Genomic DNA, 24,846 nt, shown 5'->3' with positions numbered 1-24,846 from the left:
GTGACCGCACCCGTGAACCGCCCCGGCCGTATCGCCCTGGTCGCGTTTCCCGGGGTCCGGGCCTTCGACGTCTCGGTCATCACCGAGGTCTGGGGCGTCGACCGCACCGATCGCGGTGTGCCCGCCTTCGAGCTGCGCAGGGCCGCGGACGGCACCGCGGACATCCCGCTGCGCGGCGGCCTGTCCCTCAGCCCCGACCGCACCCTGTCCTGGCTCGCACGGGCCGACCTGATCGTGGTGCCCGGCCTCGACGACCACGTGACTCCGGCGCCGGAGCCCGTCCTCGACGCACTCCGCCGCGCCCATGAGAGGGGGACTCCCCTCGCGGCACTCTGCGGCGGTGCCTTCACTCTCGCCCAGGCAGGACTCCTGGACGGCCGCAGGGCCGTCACCCACTGGAACCTCACCGGCCTGCTGGCGACCAGCCATCCGCGGGTGACTGTGGTGCCGGACGCCCTCTTCCTCCAGGAGGACGGCATCTGGACCTCGGCCGGCACCGCCGCGGGCATCGACCTCTGCCTCCACCTCGTGCGGACGACGTACGGGGCGGAGGCCGCCGCGACGATCGCGCGTTCGATGGTCACGGCGCCGTTCCGCACGGGCACGCAGGCACAGTTCATCGAGCACCCCACCCCGCGCGCCGACCGCGACGCCGACGCCCTGGCGGTGGTCCGGACCCATGCGCTGACCCATCTGGCGCAACCGCACACCGTGGGGTCACTGGCGGCCCGCGCGGGCATGTCCGCCCGTACCTTCGCCCGTCACTTCCAGGCGACCACCGGTACGACGCCGATGCGCTGGCTGATCACCCAGCGGGTCGCCGCGGCCCAGAAGCTGCTGGAACGGACGGACTTGGCCCTGCCCGAGGTGGCGCGTCGCGCCGGCTTCGGGAGCGAGGTCACCATGCGCCAGCACTTCGCGACGCACATGGCCACCAGCCCACGTGACTACCGGCTCGCCTTCCGCGCGCGGGGGGATGCCGACCGGGGTTGACACGCCCGTCACGGATCCGTAGTGTGCTCCGAGTTGTCCGACGTGAGCGCCGACTCCGGTCGGTCCCCGGACAGCCATTCCGCAGTAACCACCGAAAACCGGCGACATCTGTCGCGGCGTTTTTGCGTGCACGCGTGCGAAATGAGGAATCGACGTTCGAAGGACCCCGATTAGCGTCGGGGCCGGGGATTCCGCTAATGTCTCACTCGTCGGAAGGGCCCAACAACCCGAACGACAACCCCCGCTGACTGGGAATCAGGCCCGAAAGGATCTGATAGAGTCGGACTCGCCGGAAAGGGAAACGCGAAAGCGAAGAACTGGAAAGCGAAACAAGCAGTAACCCGCTTCGACCGGGAATCGGACACGAAAGAGTCTGATAGAGTCGGAAACGCAAGAACGAAGGGAAGCGCCCGGAGGGCCCCGGTGAAACGGGACCGAAGGAAGCGTCCGTTCCTTGAGAACTCAACAGCGTGCCAAAAGTCAACGCCAGATATGTTGATACCCCGGCCTGCATCACGCAGGTTGGTGGTTCCTTTGAAAAGTCCTGCCGGGTCTTCGGATCGGGTGGGCAACAACAGCGAGGACGCTGTGAACAGCCGGTCATATTCCGACCTGGTTGTTCCGCTCTCGTGTTGTGATCCCGATTACGGGAAAACATTCACGGAGAGTTTGATCCTGGCTCAGGACGAACGCTGGCGGCGTGCTTAACACATGCAAGTCGAACGATGAAGCCTTTCGGGGTGGATTAGTGGCGAACGGGTGAGTAACACGTGGGCAATCTGCCCTTCACTCTGGGACAAGCCCTGGAAACGGGGTCTAATACCGGATAACACTCTGTCCCTCATGGGACGGGGTTAAAAGCTCCGGCGGTGAAGGATGAGCCCGCGGCCTATCAGCTTGTTGGTGGGGTAATGGCCTACCAAGGCGACGACGGGTAGCCGGCCTGAGAGGGCGACCGGCCACACTGGGACTGAGACACGGCCCAGACTCCTACGGGAGGCAGCAGTGGGGAATATTGCACAATGGGCGAAAGCCTGATGCAGCGACGCCGCGTGAGGGATGACGGCCTTCGGGTTGTAAACCTCTTTCAGCAGGGAAGAAGCGAAAGTGACGGTACCTGCAGAAGAAGCGCCGGCTAACTACGTGCCAGCAGCCGCGGTAATACGTAGGGCGCAAGCGTTGTCCGGAATTATTGGGCGTAAAGAGCTCGTAGGCGGCTTGTCACGTCGGATGTGAAAGCTCGGGGCTTAACCCCGAGTCTGCATTCGATACGGGCTAGCTAGAGTGTGGTAGGGGAGATCGGAATTCCTGGTGTAGCGGTGAAATGCGCAGATATCAGGAGGAACACCGGTGGCGAAGGCGGATCTCTGGGCCATTACTGACGCTGAGGAGCGAAAGCGTGGGGAGCGAACAGGATTAGATACCCTGGTAGTCCACGCCGTAAACGTTGGGAACTAGGTGTTGGCGACATTCCACGTCGTCGGTGCCGCAGCTAACGCATTAAGTTCCCCGCCTGGGGAGTACGGCCGCAAGGCTAAAACTCAAAGGAATTGACGGGGGCCCGCACAAGCAGCGGAGCATGTGGCTTAATTCGACGCAACGCGAAGAACCTTACCAAGGCTTGACATATACCGGAAAGCATCAGAGATGGTGCCCCCCTTGTGGTCGGTATACAGGTGGTGCATGGCTGTCGTCAGCTCGTGTCGTGAGATGTTGGGTTAAGTCCCGCAACGAGCGCAACCCTTGTTCTGTGTTGCCAGCATGCCCTTCGGGGTGATGGGGACTCACAGGAGACTGCCGGGGTCAACTCGGAGGAAGGTGGGGACGACGTCAAGTCATCATGCCCCTTATGTCTTGGGCTGCACACGTGCTACAATGGCCGGTACAATGAGCTGCGATGCCGCGAGGCGGAGCGAATCTCAAAAAGCCGGTCTCAGTTCGGATTGGGGTCTGCAACTCGACCCCATGAAGTCGGAGTTGCTAGTAATCGCAGATCAGCATTGCTGCGGTGAATACGTTCCCGGGCCTTGTACACACCGCCCGTCACGTCACGAAAGTCGGTAACACCCGAAGCCGGTGGCCCAACCCCTTGTGGGAGGGAGCTGTCGAAGGTGGGACTGGCGATTGGGACGAAGTCGTAACAAGGTAGCCGTACCGGAAGGTGCGGCTGGATCACCTCCTTTCTAAGGAGCACTTCTTGTCGGCTTCGGCTGACCAGAGGCCAGTACATCGGCGAATGTTCGATGCTGGTTGCTCATGGGTGGAACGTTGACTATTCGGCACGATCGGCAAGTTGTTGTGAGTACTGCTTCGGCGTGGAAAACAGGAACGGGTTGGTCGGGTCGGGCACGCTGTTGGGTATCTGAAGGTACGGGCTCGTGTGAGTCTGTTCCTTTGGTTGCCGGCCCCAGTGCACTCACCTGTAAGGGTGGGGTGATGGGTGGCTGGTCGTTGTTTGAGAACTGCACAGTGGACGCGAGCATCTGTGGCCAAGTTTTTAAGGGCGCACGGTGGATGCCTTGGCACCAGGAACCGATGAAGGACGTGGGAGGCCACGATAGTCCCCGGGGAGCTGTCAACCAAGCTTTGATCCGGGGGTTTCCGAATGGGGAAACCCGGCAGTCGTCATGGGCTGTCACCCGCTGCTGAACACATAGGCAGTGTGGAGGGAACGCGGGGAAGTGAAACATCTCAGTACCCGCAGGAAGAGAAAACAACCGTGATTCCGGGAGTAGTGGCGAGCGAAACTGGATGAGGCCAAACCGTATGCGTGTGATACCCGGCAGGGGTTGCGCATGCGGGGTTGTGGGAGTTCTCTTGATCAATCTGCCGGTTGGTCGACGAGTCAGAAACCGTTGGTGTAGGCGAAGGACATGCGAAAGGTCCGGCGTAGAGGGTAAGACCCCCGTAGCTGAAACATCAACGGCTCGTTTGAGAACCACCCAAGTAGCACGGGGCCCGAGAAATCCCGTGTGAATCTGGCGGGACCACCCGCTAAGCCTAAATATTCCCTGGTGACCGATAGCGGATAGTACCGTGAGGGAATGGTGAAAAGTACCGCGGGAGCGGAGTGAAATAGTACCTGAAACCGTGTGCCTACAAGCCGTGGGAGCGTCGCGCATCGAGCTTGCTCGGTGCGTCGTGACTGCGTGCCTTTTGAAGAATGAGCCTGCGAGTTAGCGGTGTGTAGCGAGGTTAACCCGTGTGGGGAAGCCGTAGCGAAAGCGAGTCCGAATAGGGCGATTGAGTTGCACGCTCTAGACCCGAAGCGGAGTGATCTAGCCATGGGCAGGTTGAAGCGGAGGTAAGACTTCGTGGAGGACCGAACCCACCAGGGTTGAAAACCTGGGGGATGACCTGTGGTTAGGGGTGAAAGGCCAATCAAACTCCGTGATAGCTGGTTCTCCCCGAAATGCATTTAGGTGCAGCGTCGTGTGTTTCTTGCCGGAGGTAGAGCACTGGATAGGCGATGGGCCCTACCGGGTTACTGACCTTAGCCAAACTCCGAATGCCGGTAAGTGAGAGCACGGCAGTGAGACTGTGGGGGATAAGCTCCATGGTCGAGAGGGAAACAGCCCAGAGCATCGACTAAGGCCCCTAAGCGTACGCTAAGTGGGAAAGGATGTGGAGTCGCAGAGACAACCAGGAGGTTGGCTTAGAAGCAGCCACCCTTGAAAGAGTGCGTAATAGCTCACTGGTCAAGTGATTCCGCGCCGACAATGTAGCGGGGCTCAAGCGTACCGCCGAAGTCGTGTCATTCACACATATAGGGCCAACGCCTGTGTGGATGGGTAGGGGAGCGTCGTGTGCCGGGTGAAGCAGCCGCGGAAGCGAGTTGTGGACGGTTCACGAGTGAGAATGCAGGCATGAGTAGCGATACACACGTGAGAAACGTGTGCGCCGATTGACTAAGGGTTCCTGGGTCAAGCTGATCTGCCCAGGGTAAGTCGGGACCTAAGGCGAGGCCGACAGGCGTAGTCGATGGACAACCGGTTGATATTCCGGTACCCGCTTTGAAACGCCCAATACTGAATCAGGCGATGCTAAGTCCGTGAAGCCGGCCCGATCTCTTCGGAGTTGAGGGTAGTGGTGGAGCCGACGAACCAGACTTGTACTAGGTAAGCGATGGGGTGACGCAGGAAGGTAGTCCAACCCGGGCGATGGTTGTTCCCGGGGTAAGGGTGTAGGCCGTGTGGTAGGTAAATCCGTCACACATTAAGGCTGAGACCTGATGCCGAGCCGATTGTGGTGAAGTGGATGATCCTATGCTGTCGAGAAAAGCCTCTAGCGAGTTTCATGGCGGCCCGTACCCTAAACCGACTCAGGTAGTCAGGTAGAGAATACCGAGGCGTTCGGGTGAACTATGGTTAAGGAACTCGGCAAAATGCCCCCGTAACTTCGGGAGAAGGGGGGCCATCACTGGTGAGGGAACTTGCTTCCTGAGCTGGGGGTGGCCGCAGAGACCAGCGAGAAGCGACTGTTTACTAAAAACACAGGTCCGTGCGAAGCCGTAAGGCGATGTATACGGACTGACGCCTGCCCGGTGCTGGAACGTTAAGGGGACCGGTTAGTGCACTTTCGGGTGTGCGAAGCTGAGAACTTAAGCGCCAGTAAACGGCGGTGGTAACTATAACCATCCTAAGGTAGCGAAATTCCTTGTCGGGTAAGTTCCGACCTGCACGAATGGCGTAACGACTTCTCGACTGTCTCAACCATAGGCCCGGTGAAATTGCACTACGAGTAAAGATGCTCGTTTCGCGCAGCAGGACGGAAAGACCCCGGGACCTTTACTATAGTTTGATATTGGTGTTCGGTTCGGCTTGTGTAGGATAGGTGGGAGACTTTGAAGCAGCCACGCCAGTGGTTGTGGAGTCGCCGTTGAAATACCACTCTGGTCGTGCTGGATGTCTAACCTGGGTCCGTGATCCGGATCAGGGACAGTGTCTGATGGGTAGTTTAACTGGGGCGGTTGCCTCCTAAAGAGTAACGGAGGCGCCCAAAGGTTCCCTCAGCCTGGTTGGCAATCAGGTGTTGAGTGTAAGTGCACAAGGGAGCTTGACTGTGAGACCGACGGGTCGAGCAGGGACGAAAGTCGGGACTAGTGATCCGGCAGTGGCTTGTGGAAGCGCTGTCGCTCAACGGATAAAAGGTACCCCGGGGATAACAGGCTGATCTTCCCCAAGAGTCCATATCGACGGGATGGTTTGGCACCTCGATGTCGGCTCGTCGCATCCTGGGGCTGGAGTCGGTCCCAAGGGTTGGGCTGTTCGCCCATTAAAGCGGTACGCGAGCTGGGTTTAGAACGTCGTGAGACAGTTCGGTCCCTATCCGCTGTGCGCGTAGGAATATTGAGAAGGGCTGTCCCTAGTACGAGAGGACCGGGACGGACGAACCTCTGGTGTGCCAGTTGTCCTGCCAAGGGCATGGCTGGTTGGCTACGTTCGGAAAGGATAACCGCTGAAAGCATCTAAGCGGGAAGCCTGCTTCAAGATGAGTATTCCCACCACCTTGAGTGGTTAAGGCTCCCAGTAGACGACTGGGTTGATAGGCCAGATGTGGAAGCCCGGTAACGGGTGGAGCTGACTGGTACTAATAGGCCGAGGGCTTGTCCTCAGTTGCTCGCGTCCACTGTGTTAGTTCTGAAATAACGAACGGCCGTGTTGTGTTCCGGTGTTGGTTAATTTCATAGTGTTTCGGTGGTCATTGCGTTAGGGAAACGCCCGGTTACATTCCGAACCCGGAAGCTAAGCCTTTCAGCGCCGATGGTACTGCAGGGGGGACCCTGTGGGAGAGTAGGACGCCGCCGAACAATTATTCCGGGAAAGCCCCGTGCCCTTGTGGCACGGGGCTTTTCTGCGTTCCGAGCGTCTAGGGTCGGACCATGCGCTACGAACTGGTCATCTTCGACAACGACGGCGTGCTCGTCGACAGTGAGCCGATCTCCAACGCCGTCCTGGCCGGCTACCTCACCGAGCTCGGCCACCCCACCTCGTACGAGGAGTCCCTCCGCGACTACATGGGTGCCGCCATCCACCGGGTCCACGACCTCGTGGAGGAGCGGACCGGACAGAAGCTGCCCGCGGACTTCGACGAGGAGCTGCACCGTCGGACCCTCACCGTGTTCCAGCAGGAGCGGCTGGCGGCGGTGAACGGTGTCGACGAGCTGCTGGGCGAGCTCGTCGCCGACGGGGTCGCGTACTGCGTGGCCTCGTCCGGGAGCCACCAGAAGATCGCGGCCGGACACCGGAACACCGGCCTCGACCAGTGGTTCGAGGAGGAGTGGATCTTCAGCTCCGAGGACGTGGGCCGGGGAAAGCCCGCCCCGGACCTGTTCCTGCACGCCGCCGAACGGATGGGCGTCGCCCCCGGACGGTGCGTGGTCATCGAGGACAGCCCCCTCGGCGTCGAGGCGGCGCGGGCGGCCGGCATGGACGTGTACGGCTTCACGTCGATGATGCCGGCGGACCGGCTGGTCGGCGTCACCGGGCACTTCTCCGACATGTCGCAGCTCCTCAAACTGCTCGCCTGATCGACCTACCCAGGAGTAGTCCCTGGCCCTACGCTCGCGGCCATGACGGATGCGCGGTTGCGGTACGGCAGAGCTTCCCTCGCCCTGAGCTTCCTGGTGCAAGGGGTGACCTTCGCACTGCTCGTGACGCGCATCCCCGCCGTACAGGACCGCTACGGGATATCCGACGGCCTGCTGCCGGTGTTCCTGGCCGCGGTCCCCGTCCTGGCGGGGGCCGCCAGTGTGGCGACCGAGAAGCTGGTCGCGCGGGTGCGTCCCGGGGTCGTGCTGAGGTGGGCCCAGCCCGTCGTGATGCTGGCGCTGCTGGCCGTGGGCGCAGGCAGCGAGGTGTGGCAGGCCGCCGTGGCGCTCGGTGTCTTCGGGCTGGCCGTGGGGGCGTTGGACGCCTCGATGAACATGATGGGTGTCAGCCTGCAACGGGCCTACGGCCGCAGCATCATGCTGGGGTTCCACGCCGCGTACAGTCTCGGCGGCATCGCCGGGGCGTCGCTGGCGTGGGCCGGGGCCCACTGGGACCTGTCGCTGCTGGTGTCCTACCTGCCGGCGGTCGTCGTCCTGCTGCCCGCGGCTCTGATCGGGAGCCGTTGGTACGCCGAGGGCGGAGCCGGCCGTGAGGCGTCGGCCGGGGAGCCGGGGGGCGTGGGCGCGGCGGTGCCGTTCGGGCTGCTGATGCCGCTCTGCCTGGTGATGGCGTTCGCGTACATCGGTGACTCGACGGTCTCCAACTGGAGCGCGAAGTACCTCCAGGACGTCCTGGGCGGTTCCGAGCAGCTGGCGACCGTCCCGTACAACGTCTACATGGTGACGACGCTGCTGGGGCGTGCCGTGGGGGACCTCGGGGTGCGGCGGTTCGGCGCGGTGGCCGTGGTGCGGGGCGGGAGTGTGCTGGCCGCACTCGGGTTCGCGGTGGTCGCGGTGGCGCCGGGGGCCTGGTGGGGGATGCTCGGGTTCACGCTGCTCGGGCTGGGGCTGTGTGTGATCGTCCCGCAGACGTTCGCGGCGGCGGGGCGGATGTTCCCCGGGGCGAGCGATGTGGCCGTGGCCCGGCTGAACGTCTTCAACTACGTGGGCTTCCTCGTCGGGTCGCCGCTCGTGGGGGCTCTCGGGGACGCGTGGAGCTACCGGGGGGCGATGCTCGTGCCCATGGTGCTGGTGCTGGCGACGCTCGTGTACGCCCGGTCGTTCGGCGCGGAGCCCGCCCGATACGGTGGCGGGCATGAGCGGGCGCGCGCGGCTGATGTGGGATGAGGCGGTAACGGGGTACGACTTCGGGGCGGGTCATCCCATGGACCCGGTCAGACTGGCCCTGACGATGGGCCTGGTGCGGGCCTTCGGCCTGGACGGGGCGGTGGACGTCCGGTCGGCGAAGGCGGCCGGGGACTCGACGCTGCGGCTGGTGCACCGTGAGGACTACGTGGCGGCGGTCCGTGCGGCTTCCGCCGATCCCGGTGCCGCCGATCCGGACTATGGGCTGGGGACGGTCGACGATCCGGCCTTCGCGGGGATGCACGAGGCGTCGGCGCTCATCTCCGGGCTCTCGGTGGGAGCCGCGGAAGCCGTGTGGCGGGGGGAGAGCGCCCACGCCGTGAACTTCACCGGCGGGCTCCACCACGCGATGCCGGGCAGCGCGTCGGGTTTCTGCGTCTACAACGACCCGGCGCTCGCCATCGCCCGGCTGATCGAACTGGGCGCGGAGCGGGTGGCGTACGTCGACGTGGACGTCCACCACGGGGACGGGGTGCAGGCGGCGTTCTGGGACGACCCCCGGGTGCTGACCGTGTCCCTGCACGAGCATCCACGCACGCTCTTCCCGCAGACCGGGTGGCCGGAGGAGACGGGCGAGGGCGCGGGTGAGGGCGGCGCGGTGAACGTGGCGCTGCCGGCGGGTACGGGCGACGCGGGGTGGCTGCGGGCGTTCCATGCGGTGGTGCCGGAACTGCTGGCGGACTTCCGGCCGCAGGTGCTGGTGACGCAGCACGGTGCCGACACGCATTTCGAGGATCCGCTGGCCCATCTCGCGGTGTCGCTCGACGCGCAGCGGGAGATCATGACGGTCTGTCATGATCTGGCGCATTCCTGCGTGGAGGAAGCCCGTTGGGTCGCGCTCGGCGGCGGCGGCTACGCGGTGGTGGATGTCGTGCCGCGGTCCTGGACCCACCTGGTGGGCATCGCCGCGCACGCGCCGGTGGATCCGGAGGCGGCGATCCCGTCGTCCTGGCGGGACGAGGTGTACGCCAGGACACGGCAGTTGGGCCCCTGGCGGATGACGGACGGGCGCAAGCCGTCGTGGCAGCCGTGGGAGGACGGCTACGACCCGGCGGACCGGCTGGACCAGGCGGTGCTGGCGACGAGGCGGGCGGTGTTCCCGCTGCGGGGGCTGCTGACCTGAGTGGGGTTACGCCAACTGTGGGGCACGATCGGGGTTCCGGCCCGGGGACGCCGTGGGTGCGGCAGCATCGGAAGGGTGTTGAGCACCGGAGCGTTACGCGCTCATCTGCTGGCGGCCCGGCTCGCCGGGCCCGTGGCGACGCCGCGGGAGACCAGCCTGCGGAGTTACCGGCTTTTCGCGGCGCGGGATCCCCGGGTTCTGCTCGGGCTCGATCCCGACCGGTCCTGGGGGGAGCGCGACCTGCTGGGGCTGATGGCCGCGAAGTGCGGGGTCTCGGGTGATCCCGGGCACGTGTCGGGTCCTGACGTGATCGATCCGGAGCGGACGCTGGCCGCGCTGGACGCGTTCGCGGCGCGACTGTCGGGTGCGGCGGAGCGGCGGGCACCCGTGCTGTTCGGCACGGGACACCCCCATCGGCTGCTCGGGTTCTACGCCGGGCTGGCAGACGCCATGTCGGCGGCGGGGTGCATGGTCCTCACCCCCGCGCAGGGCCGATGTGTCGACATAACGACCAGGTTCGGCGTACGCACGTACCACCTCGACTACGTACGGGGCGTCGCGCTGGTGCGCGAACCGGGCGTGCGGGTCCCAGGGAGTGCGACCGGCGCACACACCCATTCCCCGCTGCCGGTTCGGGCGGTCCTGGAGGATGCGGTGGGGTCCGGTGGGGTGCTGCCGGAGCTCGTGGTCGGGGATCACGGGTGGGTCTGCGGTGCAGGTCAGCTGGGTATCGAGGCCATCGGTCTGGCCGACACGGACGATCCGGCGCTGTTCGTGGGCGAGGCGGAGGGGCGGGTGTCCGTCGCCGTTCCGCTTGATGACGCCGTGCGTCCGGACTACTACCGGCCTCTCGCGCGGTATGTGCTCAATAGGGCCTGTCTGTCCCAGTAGGCGGCCGATCGTCTCACCTCTTCCCCACTCGCATCACCCGCCCCTAATCTGGGGAGTGAGCGCACAACGACGAAGAGTCACCGGAGGGGAAGCCGGTGCGCGTCTCGTGCGGAAGGTACAGGTGGGTCATGGCTGCTGGCAGCGAGAGGCCTCTCAACGAGGTCAAGTTTCTGACCGTGGCGGAAGTCGCCTCGGTCATGAGGGTGTCGAAGATGACCGTGTACCGCTTGGTGCACAGTGGTCATCTGCCCGCGATCAGGGTGGGAAGGTCCTTCCGGGTCCCGGAGCAAGCGGTTCACGAGTATCTCCGCGAGTCCTTCGTGGGGGTGGAGTCGGCCTGACCGTCGCCCTCGGATTACGCCCCTCGTTCAGTGGCGGGTAGGCTAGGCCGACGTAGGTCGTGTGGGCCCAGACGCCCCGCACCAGTGAAGAAGAAGTGAGCGAGGGTAGTCGTGGGCTCTGTTATCAAGAAGCGGCGTAAGCGGATGGCCAAGAAGAAGCACCGCAAGCTGCTCAAGCGCACGCGCGTTCAGCGTCGCAACAAGAAGTAGGCGAACGCAGTTCGTGAGTTTCGAGGCCCTCCCGCCGTTCCGGCGGGAGGGCCTCGGCGCGTTCCGGGGCCGTGTCCGGGGCGGCGGTGTTGTGCGGTTCCGGTGGTATTCCGGTCATCGCTTCGGTAAAGCCAGCCTGGGGTCGTCACAGGGCAACGTCCACCGACTACGGTGACGGCCAGGGGACAACCCCGCTCGGTGATCGAACGACGGAAGGCGCTGATCTTGGGAAAGATCGTGCTCGTCACAGGTGCGGCCCGGCAGCTCGGGGGCCGTTTCGTGCGGCGGATACAGCGTGATCCCGGTGTGGACCGGGTCATCGCGGTGGACGCGGTCGCCCCCGCGCACCAGTTGGGTGACGCCGAATTCGTCTCCGCGGACATCAGACAGTCCGCGATCGCGAGGGTCCTCGCCGAGCACTCCGTCGACACGGTCGTCCATCTGGACGTGTCCGCGAAGGCGCCCGGCGCGGCGGGCCGGACGACGGTCAAGGAGACCAACGTCATCGGCACGATGCAGCTGCTCGGCGCCTGCCAGAAGTCCCCGACCGTCCAGCGGCTCGTCGTGAAGTCCAGTACGAACGTGTACGGCTCCGCGCCCCGTGACCCCGCGGTCTTCACCGAGACGACCCCGCCCAAGTCCCTGCCCAGCGGCGGGTTCGCCAAGGACGCGGTGGAGGTCGAGGGGTACGTGCGCGGTTTCGCGCGGCGCAGGCCCGACGTGGCGGTGTGCGTGCTGAGGTTCGCCAACATCCTGGGACCCGAGCCGGATTCGCCGCTCGCCGACTATCTGACGCTGCCGGTCCTGCCGACGGTCTTCGGGTACGACCCGCGGCTCCAGTTCGTCCATGAGGACGACGTCGTCGACGTACTGGAGATCGCGTCCCGTGAACCCCGGCGCGGGACGCTGAACAGCGGCACCTTCAACATCGCCGGCGACGGGGTGCTGCTGCTCTCGCAGTGTTCCCGGCGGCTGGGGCGGCCCACCGTGCCGCTGCTGCTGCCGGCGGTCACCTGGGTGGGGTCGGCGCTGCGGACGATCGGCATGACCGACTTCTCCCCGGAGCAGATCCGTCTGCTCACCCACGGCAGGGTCGTCTCCACGGTGCAGATGCGCGAGACGCTGGGTTTCCGCCCGAAGTTCACCACCGCCGAGACGTTCGCGGAGTTCGCGCGGAGCAGGGGGCCGGGGCTGCTGCCGCCCGACCGGGTGGGCAGGGCGGTCGGCAGACTGGCGGGACTGCCGCTCGCCGGCGGGCAGGCCGGTACGACACATTCGACTCACGGCGCCAGGTAGAGGAGCGCGACCGACGATGGCGGACGCCAAGGTCATTCCGTTCGACGACGACCGATCGCGCTCCGGTGCGGGGCGGCGCAGGGGTGTGGTGCCCGGCGGCCGGGTGCAGCCACCCGCGACGGCCGTTCCCGCGCCCGTGAGCGCGCTTCCGGGCGGTCAGGTGCCCGAGGGGGCCGCCGAGGCCGCCGGTGCGGCCCCCGGGGGCGGCAGAGAGGCTCCTGGGGGCGGCTGGGACCGGCGGGTCGCGGGGGGACTGGCGTTTCTGCGGCGCCGGCTCACGGGTGACTACGACGTCGACGAGTTCGGCTACGACGAGGAGCTGACCGACCAGGTCCTCATGTCGGTGCTGCGCCCGCTGGCGGACAAGTACTTCCGGGTCGAGGTGAAGGGCATCGAGAACATCCCGTCCGACGGCGGGGCGCTCATCGTGGCCAACCACTCCGGAACCCTCCCCCTCGACGGGCTGATGCTCCAGGTCGCGGTGCACGACAACCACCCCGCGGGGCGTCATCTGCGGCTGCTCGCCGCGGACCTCGTGTTCATGCTCCCGGTCGTCAACGAGCTGGCCAGGAAGGCCGGGCACACGCTGGCGTGCGCCGAGGACGCCGAGCGGCTGCTCCAGCGGGGCGAGGTCGTCGGGGTGATGCCCGAGGGTTTCAAGGGCATCGGCAAGCCGTTCGGCGAGCGCTACAAACTGCAGCGCTTCGGGCGCGGCGGTTTCGTCTCGACGGCGCTGCGCGCCGGTGTGCCGATCGTGCCGTGCTCGATCGTGGGCGCGGAGGAGATCTACCCGATGATCGGGAACTCCAAGACGCTGGCCCGTGTGCTGGGAATCCCGTACTTCCCGATCACGCCGACGTTCCCGTGGCTCGGGCCGCTCGGGATGATGCCGCTGCCGACGAAGTGGACGATCCAGTTCGGCGAGCCGATCCCCACGGACGGGTACCCGCCCGAGGCCGCCGAGGACCCGATGCTGATGTTCAACCTGACCGACCAGGTGCGGGAGCAGATCCAGCACACGCTGTACAAGCTGCTGGTGCAGCGGCGCTCCGTCTTCTTCTGACGCCGCCTCCTTCACGCCGCCCGGTCCGTGCACGGCGTGAGGGGCCGCCCGGTCCGGACGGCCCCTCACGCACGGGTGGATCCCTACGGCTCGATGTCCTCGCCTTCGATGCCCAGGCCGGGCAGCAGCCCGGGGAGCAGCGGCGGCAGGGTGACGTCGGGTGCGGGGGAGGAGCCGGAGGTGCCGCCCGGGGACGACGGGGTGGTGCCGGCGTCCGTCGGGAGGTCGTCGAGCAGGCCGTCCGTGCCCCCGTCGAGCAGGCCCTCGGCGGAGCTGCTGCCGGAGCCGGAGGGCTTCGGCGAGCTGCTCGTGGAGGCGCTGTCGTCCGGGGCTGCGGAGCTCGCGGGCGCCCTGCGGTCGGGTGCTGTGGAACCCTCCTTCTCCCGGGAGGAGGAGGGCGGTGCGTGCCGGTCGGTGTCCGGTGTGCGGGGCAGCAGCGACTTCAGCGGGGCGACCTCTTCGTCCATGGCGTCGAAGACGGAGCTGACCCTGTCCCCGACGTCGTTCAGCTGGACGGGCAGGCGGTCGCGCAGGCTGCTCCAGCTCGCGCGGTGCGAGCGGGAGAAGGTGTCCAGGGCCTGGATGGGGCCGATGGAGCCGTCGCGCTGGTACGCGGAGTGGAGCAGACGGTGGCCCTCGGTGGCGTCGTGCGTCATGCCGTCGAGCGCGCGTCTGACCTCGCCGATCGATTCGTGGTCCAGGTCGCCCGCGCGGCCGCGCTCCATCAGGCGACGGGCCTCGCCGAGCCTGGTCGACGCCTGGTCGAGGTAGACCTCGCCACGGTCGGCGTCGGTGTCGGCCATGCCGAGGCTGAGGTCTTCCATGCCGCGCTTGAGCGGGTAGAGCGAATCACCGGGCAGTGCGTCGGAACTGGCAGCGGCGACTCCGCCGAACGCCCCCGCCGCGACACCGACCGTGAGCCCGCCCGCGGTGAGGCCCTTCGCCCAGCGGGAGCGGGGCCGGAGCTTTCGGATCGGGGACGCCCGGTGGGCGCCCTTGCTCCGCTGTTCGGGCACCGTAGGGCCCGTGGACGCACCGCCTTCGGCGAACATGGTCTCCATGGCGGCGACGAGCTGGGCCCGCTGCACCACTTTGACCTCGGGATCGAATTCCGGCGCCGGTAGTGCACCGAGGCCGTTCGCCAGGGCCAACAGCTGTCCGTGGTCGGCCGGTTGGGCCGGGTCCTCGGGCTGTACGGCCGCCGCACCCTGGGGGGACTGGTCCTCCAGGGCCTGGGCGAAGGCGTTCGCCCGCCGGTGTGCCGAAACGTTTGCGATCACTGGCGGCACCTCCTCTCGTCATGACGGTCGACTCCCCTGAGGGTCCGGAAGGTTGCCCACCGGAGACGTTTCCACACGATCGAGCGGGTGGAAACGGTCTGGTGCGGCGACAGGGGGCCTGCATCCGGCACAACGAGTGGCGCGGCAGTTGGGTTACGGACGAAAGATGATCCGATCGGTGTGTCACGAACACGTCACGCATGGTGACGTCAGCGGGCGTCGTCCGGCAGGAGTCGTGCGAGTGTGCGCACCGCCCGGTACTGCAGGGTTTTGATCGCGCCCTCGTTCTTCCCCATGACCCGGGCGGTCTCGGCGACCGAGAGGCCCTGCAGGAATCTCAGCGTGACGCACTCCTGCTGCTGCGGGTTGAGCCGGCGTACGGCCTGCAGCAGCGCGGCGTTCGAGAGGGACTCCAGGACGGAGTCCTCCGGGCTCCGCGCGACCTCGTTGGCGTCGAGCATTTCGCCGGTGGTCACTTCCAGTCGGAAACGACTGGATTTGAAGTGGTCGGCGACCAGGTTCCTGGCGATCGTGACCAGCCAGGCGCCGAAGTCGCGGCCCTGCCAGGTGAAGGTGGAGATGCGGCGGAGCGCACGCAGGAACGTCTCGCTGGTGAGGTCCTCCGCCGTCGCCTTGCCTCCCACGCGGTAGTAGATGTACCGGTACACGGTGTCGCTGTACTGGTCGTACAGGCGGCCGAAGGCGTCGGCCTCGCCGGCCTGCGCGCGCTCGACGAGATCCATCATGCGCGCGCTGTCGCTGTCGGCCGTCGGACGGCGCACGGGAGCCGACGACGCGGCGGCCGTGGTGCCGCGGTTGCTGCGTCTTCCGACCGCCGCGCTGCGTTCGGCCAGGGCATAGCAGGGACCGGCAGGTGCAGGGGTGGCAAATTGGGGGACGGCGTACGCGGTGGGGACGAAGCCGCGCAAGTGGTCGAGGACCGTTGCGCGGAGCGTAGCCAGGCCCGAGGTGTCAACCCCGACGTGTGGGTACACGGGACTCCCAGAGGCAGAGCTTCCATCACGTGCAGTTCGAAAACCGTCACTCGTCGTAGCGGGCGGCGGGCTCCTTGTGCGTCTGAGGAGAATAACGCTTCGTACAGGCCGTGCTACACCCAGTTGCTCAAATCATCGGTTACGTCGCTTCCGTAACCTCTAAGTGACGGTTTGAGTAGCGCATGGTGACCGTTTATTGATCGAATTCCTTCGCGAAGTGCATGTGGAGGCGACGGGTTGTGGTCGTCGGAACGCAACGCGACTGGCCGGGGCGATGGGTGCCGGTGCCCGCTGCCCCGCTCCCGATTGGCCGTACGCATCCGGGCGTGCCGCCGCGCGGAGACGCCGTACGCCCCCGGACGGGAGGTCCGGGGGCGTACGGGGAGCCGGTCCGGTGTGAACGGGCGGCCGTGAGCGGCGGGGCCGGGGTCAGCGGCGGCGGCGGTGGAGCGCCACCGCGGCGGCGGTGCCGCCGGCGAGGGCGCCGACGCCGGCCGCGGCGGGAATCCCGACCTTGGCCGCCTTGCGGCCCGTGCGGTAGTCCCGCAGCCGCCAGTCGAGGGCGCGGGCGTGCTTGCGGAGCTTGGTGTCGGGGTTGATCGCGTACGGGTGGCCGACCAGCGACAGCATGGGGATGTCGTTGTGCGAGTCGCTGTACGCGGCGCAGCGTTCCAGGTCGAGGCCTTCCGCCGACGCGAGGGCGCGCACCGCCTCGGCCTTCGCCGGGCCGTGCAGGGGCTCTCCGACGAGCCGGCCCGTGTAGACGCCGTCCACCGATTCGGCGACCGTGCCCAGTGCGCCCGTCAGGCCCAGGCGGCGGGCGATGATCGTGGCGGTCTCCACGGGGGCCGCCGTGACGAGCCAGACCTTCTGTCCGGCGTCGAGGTGGGCCTGCGCGAGGGCGCGGGTCCCCGGCCAGATGCGGTCGGCCATGTATTCGTCGTAGATCTCCTCGCCGATGGACATCAGCTCGGAGACGCGGTGTCCCTTGACGATGGACAGGGCGCTGTCGCGGGCGTCCTGCATGTGCTCGGGGTCCTCGACACCGGCGAGCCTGAACCAGGCCTGCTGCCAGGCGAAGCGGGTGAGTTCGCGGCGCTCGAAGAACTTCCGCTTGTACAGTCCGCGGCCGAAGTGGAAGATCGCGGCGCCCTGCATCACGGTGTTGTCGAGGTCGAAGAAGGCGGCGGCCCGGTCGTCGCCCGCCACCGGGAACGGCGGCTCGCGGTCCTCGTCGGAGGGGGCGAGGGGCTCCCCCGCGCCGGCGGTGAGCGCCGACTTCCGTGCTGCCTCGGCTGCTGCCTCGCCTGCGAGCACGCTGCGTGCCGTGGCGGGGCGCCTGCGGGGGGTGAGCCATCCAAGTGCGGCCATGTCGTGAGCATAACCATTCTGTCCGTCCGTTCCCGACCCGGCGGGATGCGGCGTCGTGAACTCTCCGGGACCGCGGCGTTAAACGGGTGATTCGGCGGTCGGCGCGGCCGCCCCGCGGGGGTGCGGGGTCCGGCCCGCGGAGGCGCAGAATAAGGGTATGAGTGCTCTGCTGCGTCGTGCGAGGAAGAAGCCCGCGGACCGGGTGGTGACCCTGGTGGGGAAGCCCGGCTGTCACCTGTGCGATGACGCGCGGCTGGTGGTGAGCGCCGTCTGCGAGGAGACCGGCGCGACCTGGGTGGAGAAGGACATCACCCGGGACGAGGCGTTGCACAGGGAGTACTGGGAGCAGATTCCGGTGGTGCTGATCGACGGCGAGCAGCACACCTTCTGGCGGGTCGACGCGGCGAGGCTGCGCACGGCTCTGGGTGCGTAAGGGGGAACGACCGGTGGAATCCGGCTAACATCATGGGCGTTTTGAGTGGTCTCGGGGGCGTGGACATGAGGAGTGTGTACCGTCTTGCCCCCTTCGGGCCTGCAACGGACGGATGTCGTCCCCGGTTCCGGGAGCGCGCAGGGAATATGCGTGACCCCGGTCACTTTGACCGGACAAAACGGACACTATCTTTGTGCACGCGTTCACAAAGACATAGCCTGCTGTCGACGGGGCGGTCATAGGACATACGGCCGCCTGCAGCCCCGCTCATCCCGCAGGAGCACCGTGGCAACTGGCCGAACTCACCGACCGGCGACCCGTAGCCGAGGAATTCCCGAGGCCACCGTCGCCCGGCTTCCGCTGTATCTCCGCGCACTGACCGCGCTCTCCGAGCGCTCGGTCCCGACGGTCTCCTCCGAGGAGCTCGCCGCGGCGGCGGGGGTCAATTCCGCGAAGCTGCGCAAGGACTTCAGCTACCTGGGTTCGTACGGCACACGCGGCGTCGGCTACGACGTCGAGTACCTCGTCTACCAGATCTCCCGCGAGCTGGGGCTCACCCAGGACTGGCCGGTCGCGATCGTCGGCATCGGCAATCTCGGGGCCGCGCTCGCCAACTACGGAGGGTTCGCCTCCCGCGGGTTCCGCGTGGCCGCCCTGATCGACGCCGACCCCGCCATGGCGGGTACCCCCGTGGCCGGGATCGCCGTCCAGCACACCGACGACCTGGACCGGATCATCAGCGACAACGGTGTGTCCATCGGTGTCATCACCACCCCGCCCGGTGCCGCCCAGCAGGTCTGCGACCGGCTGGTCGCCGCCGGTGTGACGTCCATCCTGAACTTCGCCCCGACGGTGCTCTCCGTGCCGGACGGCGTCGACGTGCGCAAGGTCGACCTCTCGATCGAGCTGCAGATCCTCGCCTTCCACGAGCAGCGCAAGGCCGGCGAGGACGCCGCCGCCGAGGGCAGGGGCACGGGAGGCGACTCCGACGAGGAGGCGCCGCCGATGCGCGCCACCCCCACCGGCCGGAAGGGACCCGACGGGGACATGCCCGCCGTGATGCCGGCATGAGTCTCCTGGTCGTCGGGCTGAGCCACCGCAGCGCCCCCGTCTCCGTACTGGAGCGGGCCTCGCTGGCGGCCGAGGCGCAGACGAAGCTGCTGCAGGACACGCTCGCCGCGGAGCCCGCCACCGAGGCGGCCGTGCTGGCCACCTGCAACCGCATCGAGCTGTACGCCGACGTGGACAAGTTCCACGCAGGTGTGGCCGAGCTGTCCACCCTGCTCGCGCAGCACAGCGGCGTCGGGCTGGACGAGCTCACCCCCTATCTCTACGTGCACTACGAGGACCGCGCCGTCCACCACCTCTTCTCGGTGGCGTGCGGGCTGGACTCGATGGTCGTCGGCGAGGGCCAGATCCTCGGGCAGATCAAGGACGCGCTGGCGCTGGGGCAGGAGCTCCACACCGCCGGGCGGCTGCTGAACGACCTCTTCCAGCAGGCCCTGCGCGTCGGCAAGCGCGCGCACAGCGAGACCGGGATCGACCGGGCCGGGCAGTCGCTCGTCACCTTCGGTCTCGAGCAGCTGGCCGACGGCGCCGACGTCAGCGCGTGGGCGGCCGGCAAGAAGGCCCTGGTGATCGGCGCCGGGTCGATGTCCTCGCTCGCCGCGGCCACCCTGGCCCGCGCCGGCGTCGAGGAGATCGTCGTCGCCAACCGGACCCGTGCTCGCGCGGACCGGCTCGTCGAGATCCTCGCCCAGGCCGGTGTGCCGACCGCGCGGGCCGTCGAGATGGCGGGGGTCGCGGACGAGTTGACACGTGCGGACGTCGTCGTCTCCTGTACCGGCTCCACGGGCCTCGTGCTGACCGCCGAGGCCGTCGCCGGTGCGCTCGGCGTCGACTTCGACTCGGCGGCGCAGCCGCCGAAGGCACCCGTCGCACCCGCGCCGGACGAGCTGGACCAGCACGCGGCCTGGGTGGAGAACGGCTCCGCCGCGCAGGACCGGGCCGTGCGCCGGATGCCGGTGCGCCTGCCCGTGGACGGTCCCGTGCGGCTCCACCTGCTGGACCTCGCGATGCCGCGTGACATCGACGGCGCCGCCCACCGCGTCGCCGGTGTGCGCCTCGTCGACATCGAGTCGCTCGCCGAGGCGTCCGCGGACGCCCCGATGGCCGCCGATGTGGACCAGGTGCGCACCATCGTCGCCGACGAGGTCGCCGCCTTCGGGGCCGCCCAGCGCGCCGCCCACATCACACCGACCGTCGTCGCCCTGCGCACCATGGCCGCCGATGTGGTGGCCGGCGAGATCGCGCGGCTCGACGGACGCCTCCCCGACCTGGACGAGAAGCAGCGCGCCGAGATCACCCAGACCGTGCGCCGCGTCGTCGACAAGCTCCTGCACGCGCCCACCGTGCGGGTCAAGCAGCTCGCCAGCGAGCCCGGCGGTGCCGGGTACGCCGATGCGCTGCGTGAACTCTTCGACCTCGACCCGCAGACGGTGGCCGCCGTCTCCCGGGCAGACCTGAACGACCCGAATAGAGGGCGGTCATGACCGACAACCCACCCCTGGGCGGGGAGACCGACACCAGCACACCGCTCCGGCTAGGCACCCGGCGCAGCAAGCTCGCCATGGCGCAGTCCGGCTTGGTCGCCGACGCCGTCCGTGAGGTGACCGGGCGTCCCGTCGAGCTCGTCGAGATCACCACGTACGGAGACGTCTCCCGGGAGCAGCTGGCGCAGATCGGCGGGACCGGCGTGTTCGTCGCGGCCCTGCGCGAGGCGCTGCTGCGCGGCGAGGTCGACTTCGCCGTGCACTCGCTCAAGGACCTGCCGACCACGCAGCCCGAGGGCCTCCTCCTGGCCGCCGTGCCGCCGCGCGAGGATCCGCGCGACGCCCTGGTGGCGCGGGACGGGCTGACCTTCGAGCAGCTGCCGCCCGGTGCGCGCATCGGGACCGGTTCGCCGCGTCGCATGGCCCAGCTCAACGCGTACGCCCGCTCGCACGGCCTGGAGATAGAGGCCGTCGCGATCCGCGGCAACGTCGATACGCGCATTGGTTTCGTACGGAGCGGGGAGCTGGACGCGGTGGTTCTCGCCGCCGCCGGGCTCAGCCGCCTCGGACGCACGGACGAGGTGACCGACTTCCTGCCGGTCGACACCGTCCTGCCCGCTCCCGGCCAGGGAGCACTGGCGATCGAATGCGCTGCGAGCAGCGCGGACCTCGCCGCCGCGCTCGCCGAGCTCGACGACCCGTACACCCGGATCGCCGTGACCGCCGAGCGAGCCCTGCTCAACGCCCTGGAGGCCGGATGCTCCGCACCTGTGGGTGCGCTGGCCGACCTCTTGGCCGACGGGCAGGTTGTCAACGAACTGCGCCTGCGCGGTGTCGTCGGTTCCACCGACGGCACTTCCCTGGTGCAGCTGTCCATCACCGGTCCCGTCCCCACGTCGCACGACGACGCGGCGGCCCTCGGTCGCGAGCTCGCGGCCGAGATGCTCGCCAAGGGTGCGGCCGGTCTTATGGGGGAGCGAGCACTTTGAGCCCCACCGGCCCTGTCGTATCCGACTTCCCTGTCCTGTCCTCAGGGCATGTCACCTTCCTCGGCGCCGGTCCCGGCGACCCGGGACTGCTGACTCTGCGCGCCGTCGAGGCGCTTGCGAGCGCGGACGTCCTTGTCGCCGAACCCGAGGTTCTCGACGTCGTCCGCTGCCATGCGCGGGCAGGGGTAAGCACGCCTGAGCTGGCGGTTGTTGACATGGCGTCAACACCCGCCGGAGTGCCCGTTCTCAGGGATGCGGCCAATCTTGTCATGGAGGCAGCGAAGGGCGGCAGGCGGGTCGTTCGCGCCGTCTCGGGCGACCCCGGCCTGGACGGCGACACGGGTGCGGAGATGCTCGCCTGTGCTGCCGCGGGCGTGCCCTTCGAGGTCGTGCCCGGCATCGCGAACGCGGTCGGCGTGCCGGCGTACGCCGGTGTGCCGCTGCGGGACGCGCAGGGCGCCGACGTGCGCTTCGTCGACGCGCGCACCGCGTCGGACCGCTGCTGGTCCGAGGTCGGGGCGAGCGACGCGACCGCGGTCGTGTCGGCGTCGCTGGACTCGGTGGCGGCGGCCGCCGGTGAGCTGGTCTCGGCGGGCCGCAAGCCCGACACCCCGCTCACCGTCACGATCGCAGGTACGACGACGCGTCAGCGCACCTGGACGGCGACCCTCGGGACGATCGCCCAGGTCCTGAAGCAGGCGAAGGTGCTCCCGTCGCCGGACGGGCACCTGCCGGTCATAGCCGTGGTCGGGGAACGCAGTTCGGCCGCCCAGCGTGATCAGCTCGCGTGGTTCGAGTCCAAGCCGCTGTTCGGCTGGAAGGTGCTCGTGCCGCGCACGAAGGAGCAGGCGGCCTCGCTCTCCGACCAACTGCGCTCCTACGGTGCCGTGCCGCACGAGGTCCCGACGATCGCCGTCGAGCCTCCGCGTACGCCCCAGCAGATGGAGCGGGCCGTCAAGGGCCTGGTCACGGGCCGGTACGAGTGGATCGCCTTCACGTCGGTCAACGCGGTGAAGGCGGTGCGGGAGAAGTTCGAGGAGTACGGGCTGGACGCCCGTGCCTTCGCCGGGATCAAGGTCGCCGCCGTGGGCGAGCAGACCGGTGCCGCGCTCGTCGACTTCGGTGTGAAGCCGGACCTGATGCCGTCCGGTGAGCAGTCGGCGGCGGGTCTGCTGGAGGACTGGCCGCCGTACGACCCGGTCTTCGACCCGATCGACCGGGTGTTCCTGCCGCGTGCGGACATCGCCACCGAGACCCTGGTGGCCGGGCTGATCGAGCTGGGCTGGGAGGTCGACGACGTCACCGCGTACCGCACGGTCCGCGCTTCGCCGCCGCCGGCCGACACCCGCGAGGCGATCAAGGGCGGCGGTTTCGACGCGGTGCTCTTCACCTCGTCCTCGACCGTCCGCAACCTGGTCGGTATCGCGGGCAAGCCGCACAACGTGACCGTCATCGCGTGCATCGGCCCCGCCACGGCGAAGACCGCCGAGGAGCACGGGCTCCGGGTGGACGTGCTGTCCCCCGAGCCGTCGGTGCACAAGCTGGCGCAGGCGCTGGCGGACTTCGGCGCGCAGCGCCGGGACGCGGCCAAGGAGGCCGGCGACCCGGTGACCCGGCCGAGCGAGCGGCGTCCGGGTGCGAGGCGGCGCCGGACGACGACCTGAGGGTTCCCGACGGACGTACGGGCCCGGCTCCTCCTTCCCGGAGGGGCCGGGCCCGTCCCGTTTCCCGGGTGGTGGCCGCGGACGGGCCGGGTCCGGGCACGGCCTTCGCCTAGGCGGCCGTGAGCACGATCTTGCCCCGGATGTGCCCTCGCGCGGCTCGTTCGTGCGCTGCTCGGGCGTCGGCGAGCGCGAACGTGCTGTCGATCGCGACGCGGACCGTGCCCGCGTCGAGCAGGCGTCCCAGTTCGGCGAGCTGCGCGCCGTTCGAGCGGACCTGGGTGCCCGTGACGGTGACGCCCAGCTCCGTGTTCTCCTTCTCGTCGAACTCGCCGAAGAACACGGGGAAGTGGGAGCCGCCCCGCTTGAGCGTCCGCAGGAGGCGCCTGCTGTGGGGGCCGCCCACGGTGTCGAGTACGAGGTCGACATCGCGCACGAGGTCCTCGGGACGTTCCTTGGTGTAGTCGATGAACTCGTCGGCGCCGAGCTCGCGCAGGAACGACTCGTGCGCGCCCGACGCCACCGCGATGACGCGTGCGTCCTTCTCCTTCGCCAGTTGGAGGGCGAGGTGCCCCACACCGCCCGCAGCGCCGTTGACGAGCACCGTGACGCCGCTGTGGAGCGGCACCGGCCGGTGCCTCGCCGTCTGGAAGGGCGAGGGGTGGTCGTGGCCGAGGTCGATCAGGAACTGCCAGGCGGTGAGCCCGGCCATGGGTGCTCCGGCCGCGTGCAGGTGATCGATGCCGGCCGGTTTGAGTGCGAGGTCCGACGCGGGCGCGGCCACGTACTCGGCGTACGTGCTGCCGTCGAAGCCGGGGAAGCGGAGGAGGCCGAAGACCTCGTCACCGACGGAGAAGCCGTCCACGTCAGCGGCGACCGCCTCGACGACGCCCGACAGGTCGGTCCCCGGGATCACGGGCAGGGTGAACGTCGGCCTCGTCTCCGGAGGCAGGTTCGACATCCCGTCGCGCAGGTACCAGTCGGGCGGGTTGACGCCGACCGCGTGCACGCGGACGAGCACCTCGCCCTGCCCCGGGCGGGGAACCGGCACCTCCTCGTGACGCAGGGCCTCGGGGCCGCCGTGCTCGTGGAGCCGGATCGCCCTCATCGTGTGTGCCGACATCGTCTCTCTCCTGCTCGCGTGACGGGATACGCTGATTCGGATCAGTGGTCCGCATAAACGGATCGCTGATCCGAATATATGGACCACTGATCCGGATAGTCAAGGGGGACGGACCGATGCGGGCCGATGCCAGGAAGAACCGCGACCACCTGCTCGCAGTCGCGGGTGCCGCCATCGCCGAGCAAGGCGTCGAGGTCTCCTTGCGCGACATCGCGCGCAGAGCCGACGTCGGGCTCGCGACACTGCTGCGTCACTTTCCTACGCGTGAGGCGCTGCTCGAGGCCCTGCTGCGCACGAGCTTCGAAGAGCTGGCCGCACGGGCGGCCGGACTGGAGACGTCGGATTCGTCCGGGGACGCGCTCGTCTCGTGGCTGCGCGACTGCGTGGAGTGGACGACCGAGTACCGGGGCGCGACGGTCCTCATGGCAGCCGCCATCGAGGACCCCGAGTCGGCGCTCCACGCTTCCTGCGTCACCCTGCGCGCGGCCGGTGGGCGCCTCCTCACCCGTGCCCAGGCCGAGGGCGTGGCGCGGAGCGATATCGACGGGGGCGATCTGCTCGGGCTGGTGGCCATGCTGGCCTGGCTCGGCGACCAGCCCGCGTTGGCCTCACGCGCCGACCGGCTCTTCGGGGTGGTCGCGGGCGCGATCCTGACGAGCGCGGGGCCTGGCGGCGCCGAGGGGGAGCGCCGTACCCGCGCCGGTGGCTGAGACCGTCACGCACTCGGGCC

The 24,846-nt window shown here is 68.0% G+C and carries 19 protein-coding genes and 3 rRNA genes; 18 read left to right on the top strand and 4 right to left on the bottom strand.

Annotated elements, in window-relative coordinates; all coding sequences use genetic code 11:
* The 12 genes from OHT61_RS14275 to OHT61_RS14220 all read left to right on the top strand — a co-directional run bounded on the left by OHT61_RS14275 (position 1) and on the right by OHT61_RS14220 (position 13,712).
* The gene (locus OHT61_RS14275; RefSeq protein ID WP_329038456.1) at positions 1–993 is read left to right on the top strand and encodes a GlxA family transcriptional regulator; all 993 of its coding nucleotides are present in this window, start codon (positions 1–3) and stop codon (positions 991–993) included.
* Between the two features lie 657 nt (positions 994–1,650).
* Positions 1,651–3,176, top strand: a 16S ribosomal RNA gene (locus OHT61_RS14270).
* Between the two features lie 304 nt (positions 3,177–3,480).
* Positions 3,481–6,606: ribosomal RNA gene (locus tag OHT61_RS14265) — 23S ribosomal RNA — on the top strand.
* 79 nt (positions 6,607–6,685) lie between these two features.
* Positions 6,686–6,802, top strand: a 5S ribosomal RNA gene (gene rrf, locus OHT61_RS14260).
* The 16S, 23S and 5S rRNA genes sit together here, the layout of an rRNA operon.
* Before the next feature lie 72 nt (positions 6,803–6,874).
* A complete protein-coding gene (locus OHT61_RS14255) occupies positions 6,875–7,522 on the top strand; it encodes an HAD family hydrolase (RefSeq protein ID WP_329038453.1) in 648 nt (215 codons plus the stop codon).
* Positions 7,523–7,564: 42 nt separating this feature from the next.
* A complete protein-coding gene (locus OHT61_RS14250) occupies positions 7,565–8,770 on the top strand; it encodes an MFS transporter (RefSeq protein ID WP_329038451.1) in 1,206 nt (401 codons plus the stop codon).
* Complete coding sequence (locus OHT61_RS14245) at positions 8,739–9,911, top strand: acetoin utilization protein AcuC (protein ID WP_329038448.1); 1,173 nt, start codon at positions 8,739–8,741, stop codon at positions 9,909–9,911. Before OHT61_RS14250 ends, OHT61_RS14245 begins: the two co-directional genes overlap by 32 nt.
* A gap of 75 nt (positions 9,912–9,986) precedes the next feature.
* Complete coding sequence (locus OHT61_RS14240; RefSeq protein WP_329038446.1) at positions 9,987–10,802, top strand: phosphatase; 816 nt, start codon at positions 9,987–9,989, stop codon at positions 10,800–10,802.
* Between the two features lie 128 nt (positions 10,803–10,930).
* Complete coding sequence (locus OHT61_RS14235; RefSeq protein WP_014046653.1) at positions 10,931–11,143, top strand: helix-turn-helix domain-containing protein; 213 nt, start codon at positions 10,931–10,933, stop codon at positions 11,141–11,143.
* 111 nt (positions 11,144–11,254) lie between these two features.
* Positions 11,255–11,353 (top strand): 30S ribosomal protein bS22, encoded by a 99-nt coding sequence (locus OHT61_RS14230; protein ID WP_003948845.1) that lies wholly within the window; start codon positions 11,255–11,257, stop codon positions 11,351–11,353.
* Between the two features lie 225 nt (positions 11,354–11,578).
* Positions 11,579–12,649, top strand: coding sequence for an NAD-dependent epimerase/dehydratase family protein (locus OHT61_RS14225; protein ID WP_329038444.1), 1,071 nt, complete (start codon positions 11,579–11,581; stop codon positions 12,647–12,649).
* A 16-nt stretch (positions 12,650–12,665) separates the two neighbouring features.
* Positions 12,666–13,712, top strand: a complete 1,047-nt coding sequence (locus OHT61_RS14220; protein ID WP_329038441.1) for a lysophospholipid acyltransferase family protein — start codon at positions 12,666–12,668, stop codon at positions 13,710–13,712.
* 83 nt (positions 13,713–13,795) lie between these two features.
* Here OHT61_RS14220 and OHT61_RS14215 read toward each other — a convergent pair whose 3' ends face one another.
* The 3 genes from OHT61_RS14215 to OHT61_RS14205 all read right to left on the bottom strand — a co-directional run bounded on the left by OHT61_RS14215 (position 13,796) and on the right by OHT61_RS14205 (position 17,358).
* Positions 13,796–14,992, bottom strand: coding sequence for a DUF5667 domain-containing protein (locus OHT61_RS14215; protein ID WP_329038439.1), 1,197 nt, complete (start codon positions 14,990–14,992; stop codon positions 13,796–13,798).
* Between the two features lie 209 nt (positions 14,993–15,201).
* On the bottom strand, positions 15,202–15,987 hold the full coding sequence (locus tag OHT61_RS14210; RefSeq protein ID WP_329038437.1) for an ECF subfamily RNA polymerase sigma factor, BldN family: 786 nt from the start codon (positions 15,985–15,987) through the stop codon (positions 15,202–15,204).
* A 429-nt stretch (positions 15,988–16,416) separates the two neighbouring features.
* Positions 16,417–17,358 carry an HAD family hydrolase gene (locus tag OHT61_RS14205; protein WP_329038435.1) on the bottom strand — a complete coding sequence of 314 codons (942 nt, stop codon included), beginning with the start codon at positions 17,356–17,358 and terminating at the stop codon, positions 16,417–16,419.
* A gap of 157 nt (positions 17,359–17,515) precedes the next feature.
* On the opposite strand from OHT61_RS14205, the gene OHT61_RS14200 reads away from it, so the two are divergent.
* The 5 genes from OHT61_RS14200 to OHT61_RS14180 all read left to right on the top strand — a co-directional run bounded on the left by OHT61_RS14200 (position 17,516) and on the right by OHT61_RS14180 (position 22,996).
* Entirely contained in the window at positions 17,516–17,791 is a 276-nt protein-coding gene (locus OHT61_RS14200; protein WP_329038433.1) for a glutaredoxin family protein, read from the top strand.
* 285 nt (positions 17,792–18,076) lie between these two features.
* Positions 18,077–18,862 (top strand): redox-sensing transcriptional repressor Rex, encoded by a 786-nt coding sequence (locus tag OHT61_RS14195; protein WP_329038432.1) that lies wholly within the window; start codon positions 18,077–18,079, stop codon positions 18,860–18,862.
* On the top strand, positions 18,859–20,343 hold the full coding sequence (locus OHT61_RS14190) for a glutamyl-tRNA reductase (protein ID WP_329038430.1): 1,485 nt from the start codon (positions 18,859–18,861) through the stop codon (positions 20,341–20,343). The genes OHT61_RS14195 and OHT61_RS14190 overlap by 4 nt, the downstream gene beginning before the upstream one ends.
* A complete protein-coding gene (hemC, locus tag OHT61_RS14185; protein ID WP_329038428.1) occupies positions 20,340–21,332 on the top strand; it encodes a hydroxymethylbilane synthase in 993 nt (330 codons plus the stop codon). Before OHT61_RS14190 ends, hemC begins: the two co-directional genes overlap by 4 nt.
* Positions 21,329–22,996: a bifunctional uroporphyrinogen-III C-methyltransferase/uroporphyrinogen-III synthase gene (locus OHT61_RS14180; protein ID WP_329038427.1), complete on the top strand. Its 1,668-nt coding sequence runs from the start codon at positions 21,329–21,331 to the stop codon at positions 22,994–22,996. Before hemC ends, OHT61_RS14180 begins: the two co-directional genes overlap by 4 nt.
* A 109-nt stretch (positions 22,997–23,105) precedes the next feature.
* Here the strand turns inward: OHT61_RS14180 and OHT61_RS14175 are convergent, their stop codons facing one another.
* Positions 23,106–24,116, bottom strand: a complete 1,011-nt coding sequence (locus OHT61_RS14175) for an NADP-dependent oxidoreductase (protein WP_329038424.1) — start codon at positions 24,114–24,116, stop codon at positions 23,106–23,108.
* Positions 24,117–24,232: 116 nt separating this feature from the next.
* Between OHT61_RS14175 and OHT61_RS14170 the strand changes: the two genes are divergently transcribed.
* On the top strand, positions 24,233–24,826 hold the full coding sequence (locus OHT61_RS14170; protein ID WP_329038422.1) for a TetR/AcrR family transcriptional regulator: 594 nt from the start codon (positions 24,233–24,235) through the stop codon (positions 24,824–24,826).
* Positions 24,827–24,846 lie beyond the last annotated feature (20 nt).

It is taken from the genome of Streptomyces sp. NBC_00178, from assembly GCF_036206005.1.
GTDB lineage: Bacteria > Actinomycetota > Actinomycetes > Streptomycetales > Streptomycetaceae > Streptomyces.
Note: the sequence above shows the minus strand (reverse complement) of the source record. Positions and strands in the feature narration are given on the sequence as shown.

Coding starts and splice junctions, on each gene's coding strand:
- hemC (WP_329038428.1), top strand. CDS start 20,340: ATGACCGACAACCCACCCCTGGGCGGGGAGACCGACACCAGCACACCG.
- OHT61_RS14200 (WP_329038433.1), top strand. CDS start 17,516: ATGAGTGCTCTGCTGCGTCGTGCGAGGAAGAAGCCCGCGGACCGGGTG.
- OHT61_RS14190 (WP_329038430.1), top strand. CDS start 18,859: ATGAGTCTCCTGGTCGTCGGGCTGAGCCACCGCAGCGCCCCCGTCTCC.
- OHT61_RS14235 (WP_014046653.1), top strand. CDS start 10,931: ATGGCTGCTGGCAGCGAGAGGCCTCTCAACGAGGTCAAGTTTCTGACC.
- OHT61_RS14220 (WP_329038441.1), top strand. CDS start 12,666: ATGGCGGACGCCAAGGTCATTCCGTTCGACGACGACCGATCGCGCTCC.
- OHT61_RS14175 (WP_329038424.1), bottom strand. CDS start 24,116: ATGTCGGCACACACGATGAGGGCGATCCGGCTCCACGAGCACGGCGGC.
- OHT61_RS14170 (WP_329038422.1), top strand. CDS start 24,233: ATGCGGGCCGATGCCAGGAAGAACCGCGACCACCTGCTCGCAGTCGCG.
- OHT61_RS14250 (WP_329038451.1), top strand. CDS start 7,565: ATGACGGATGCGCGGTTGCGGTACGGCAGAGCTTCCCTCGCCCTGAGC.
- OHT61_RS14205 (WP_329038435.1), bottom strand. CDS start 17,358: ATGGCCGCACTTGGATGGCTCACCCCCCGCAGGCGCCCCGCCACGGCA.
- OHT61_RS14245 (WP_329038448.1), top strand. CDS start 8,739: ATGAGCGGGCGCGCGCGGCTGATGTGGGATGAGGCGGTAACGGGGTAC.
- OHT61_RS14255 (WP_329038453.1), top strand. CDS start 6,875: ATGCGCTACGAACTGGTCATCTTCGACAACGACGGCGTGCTCGTCGAC.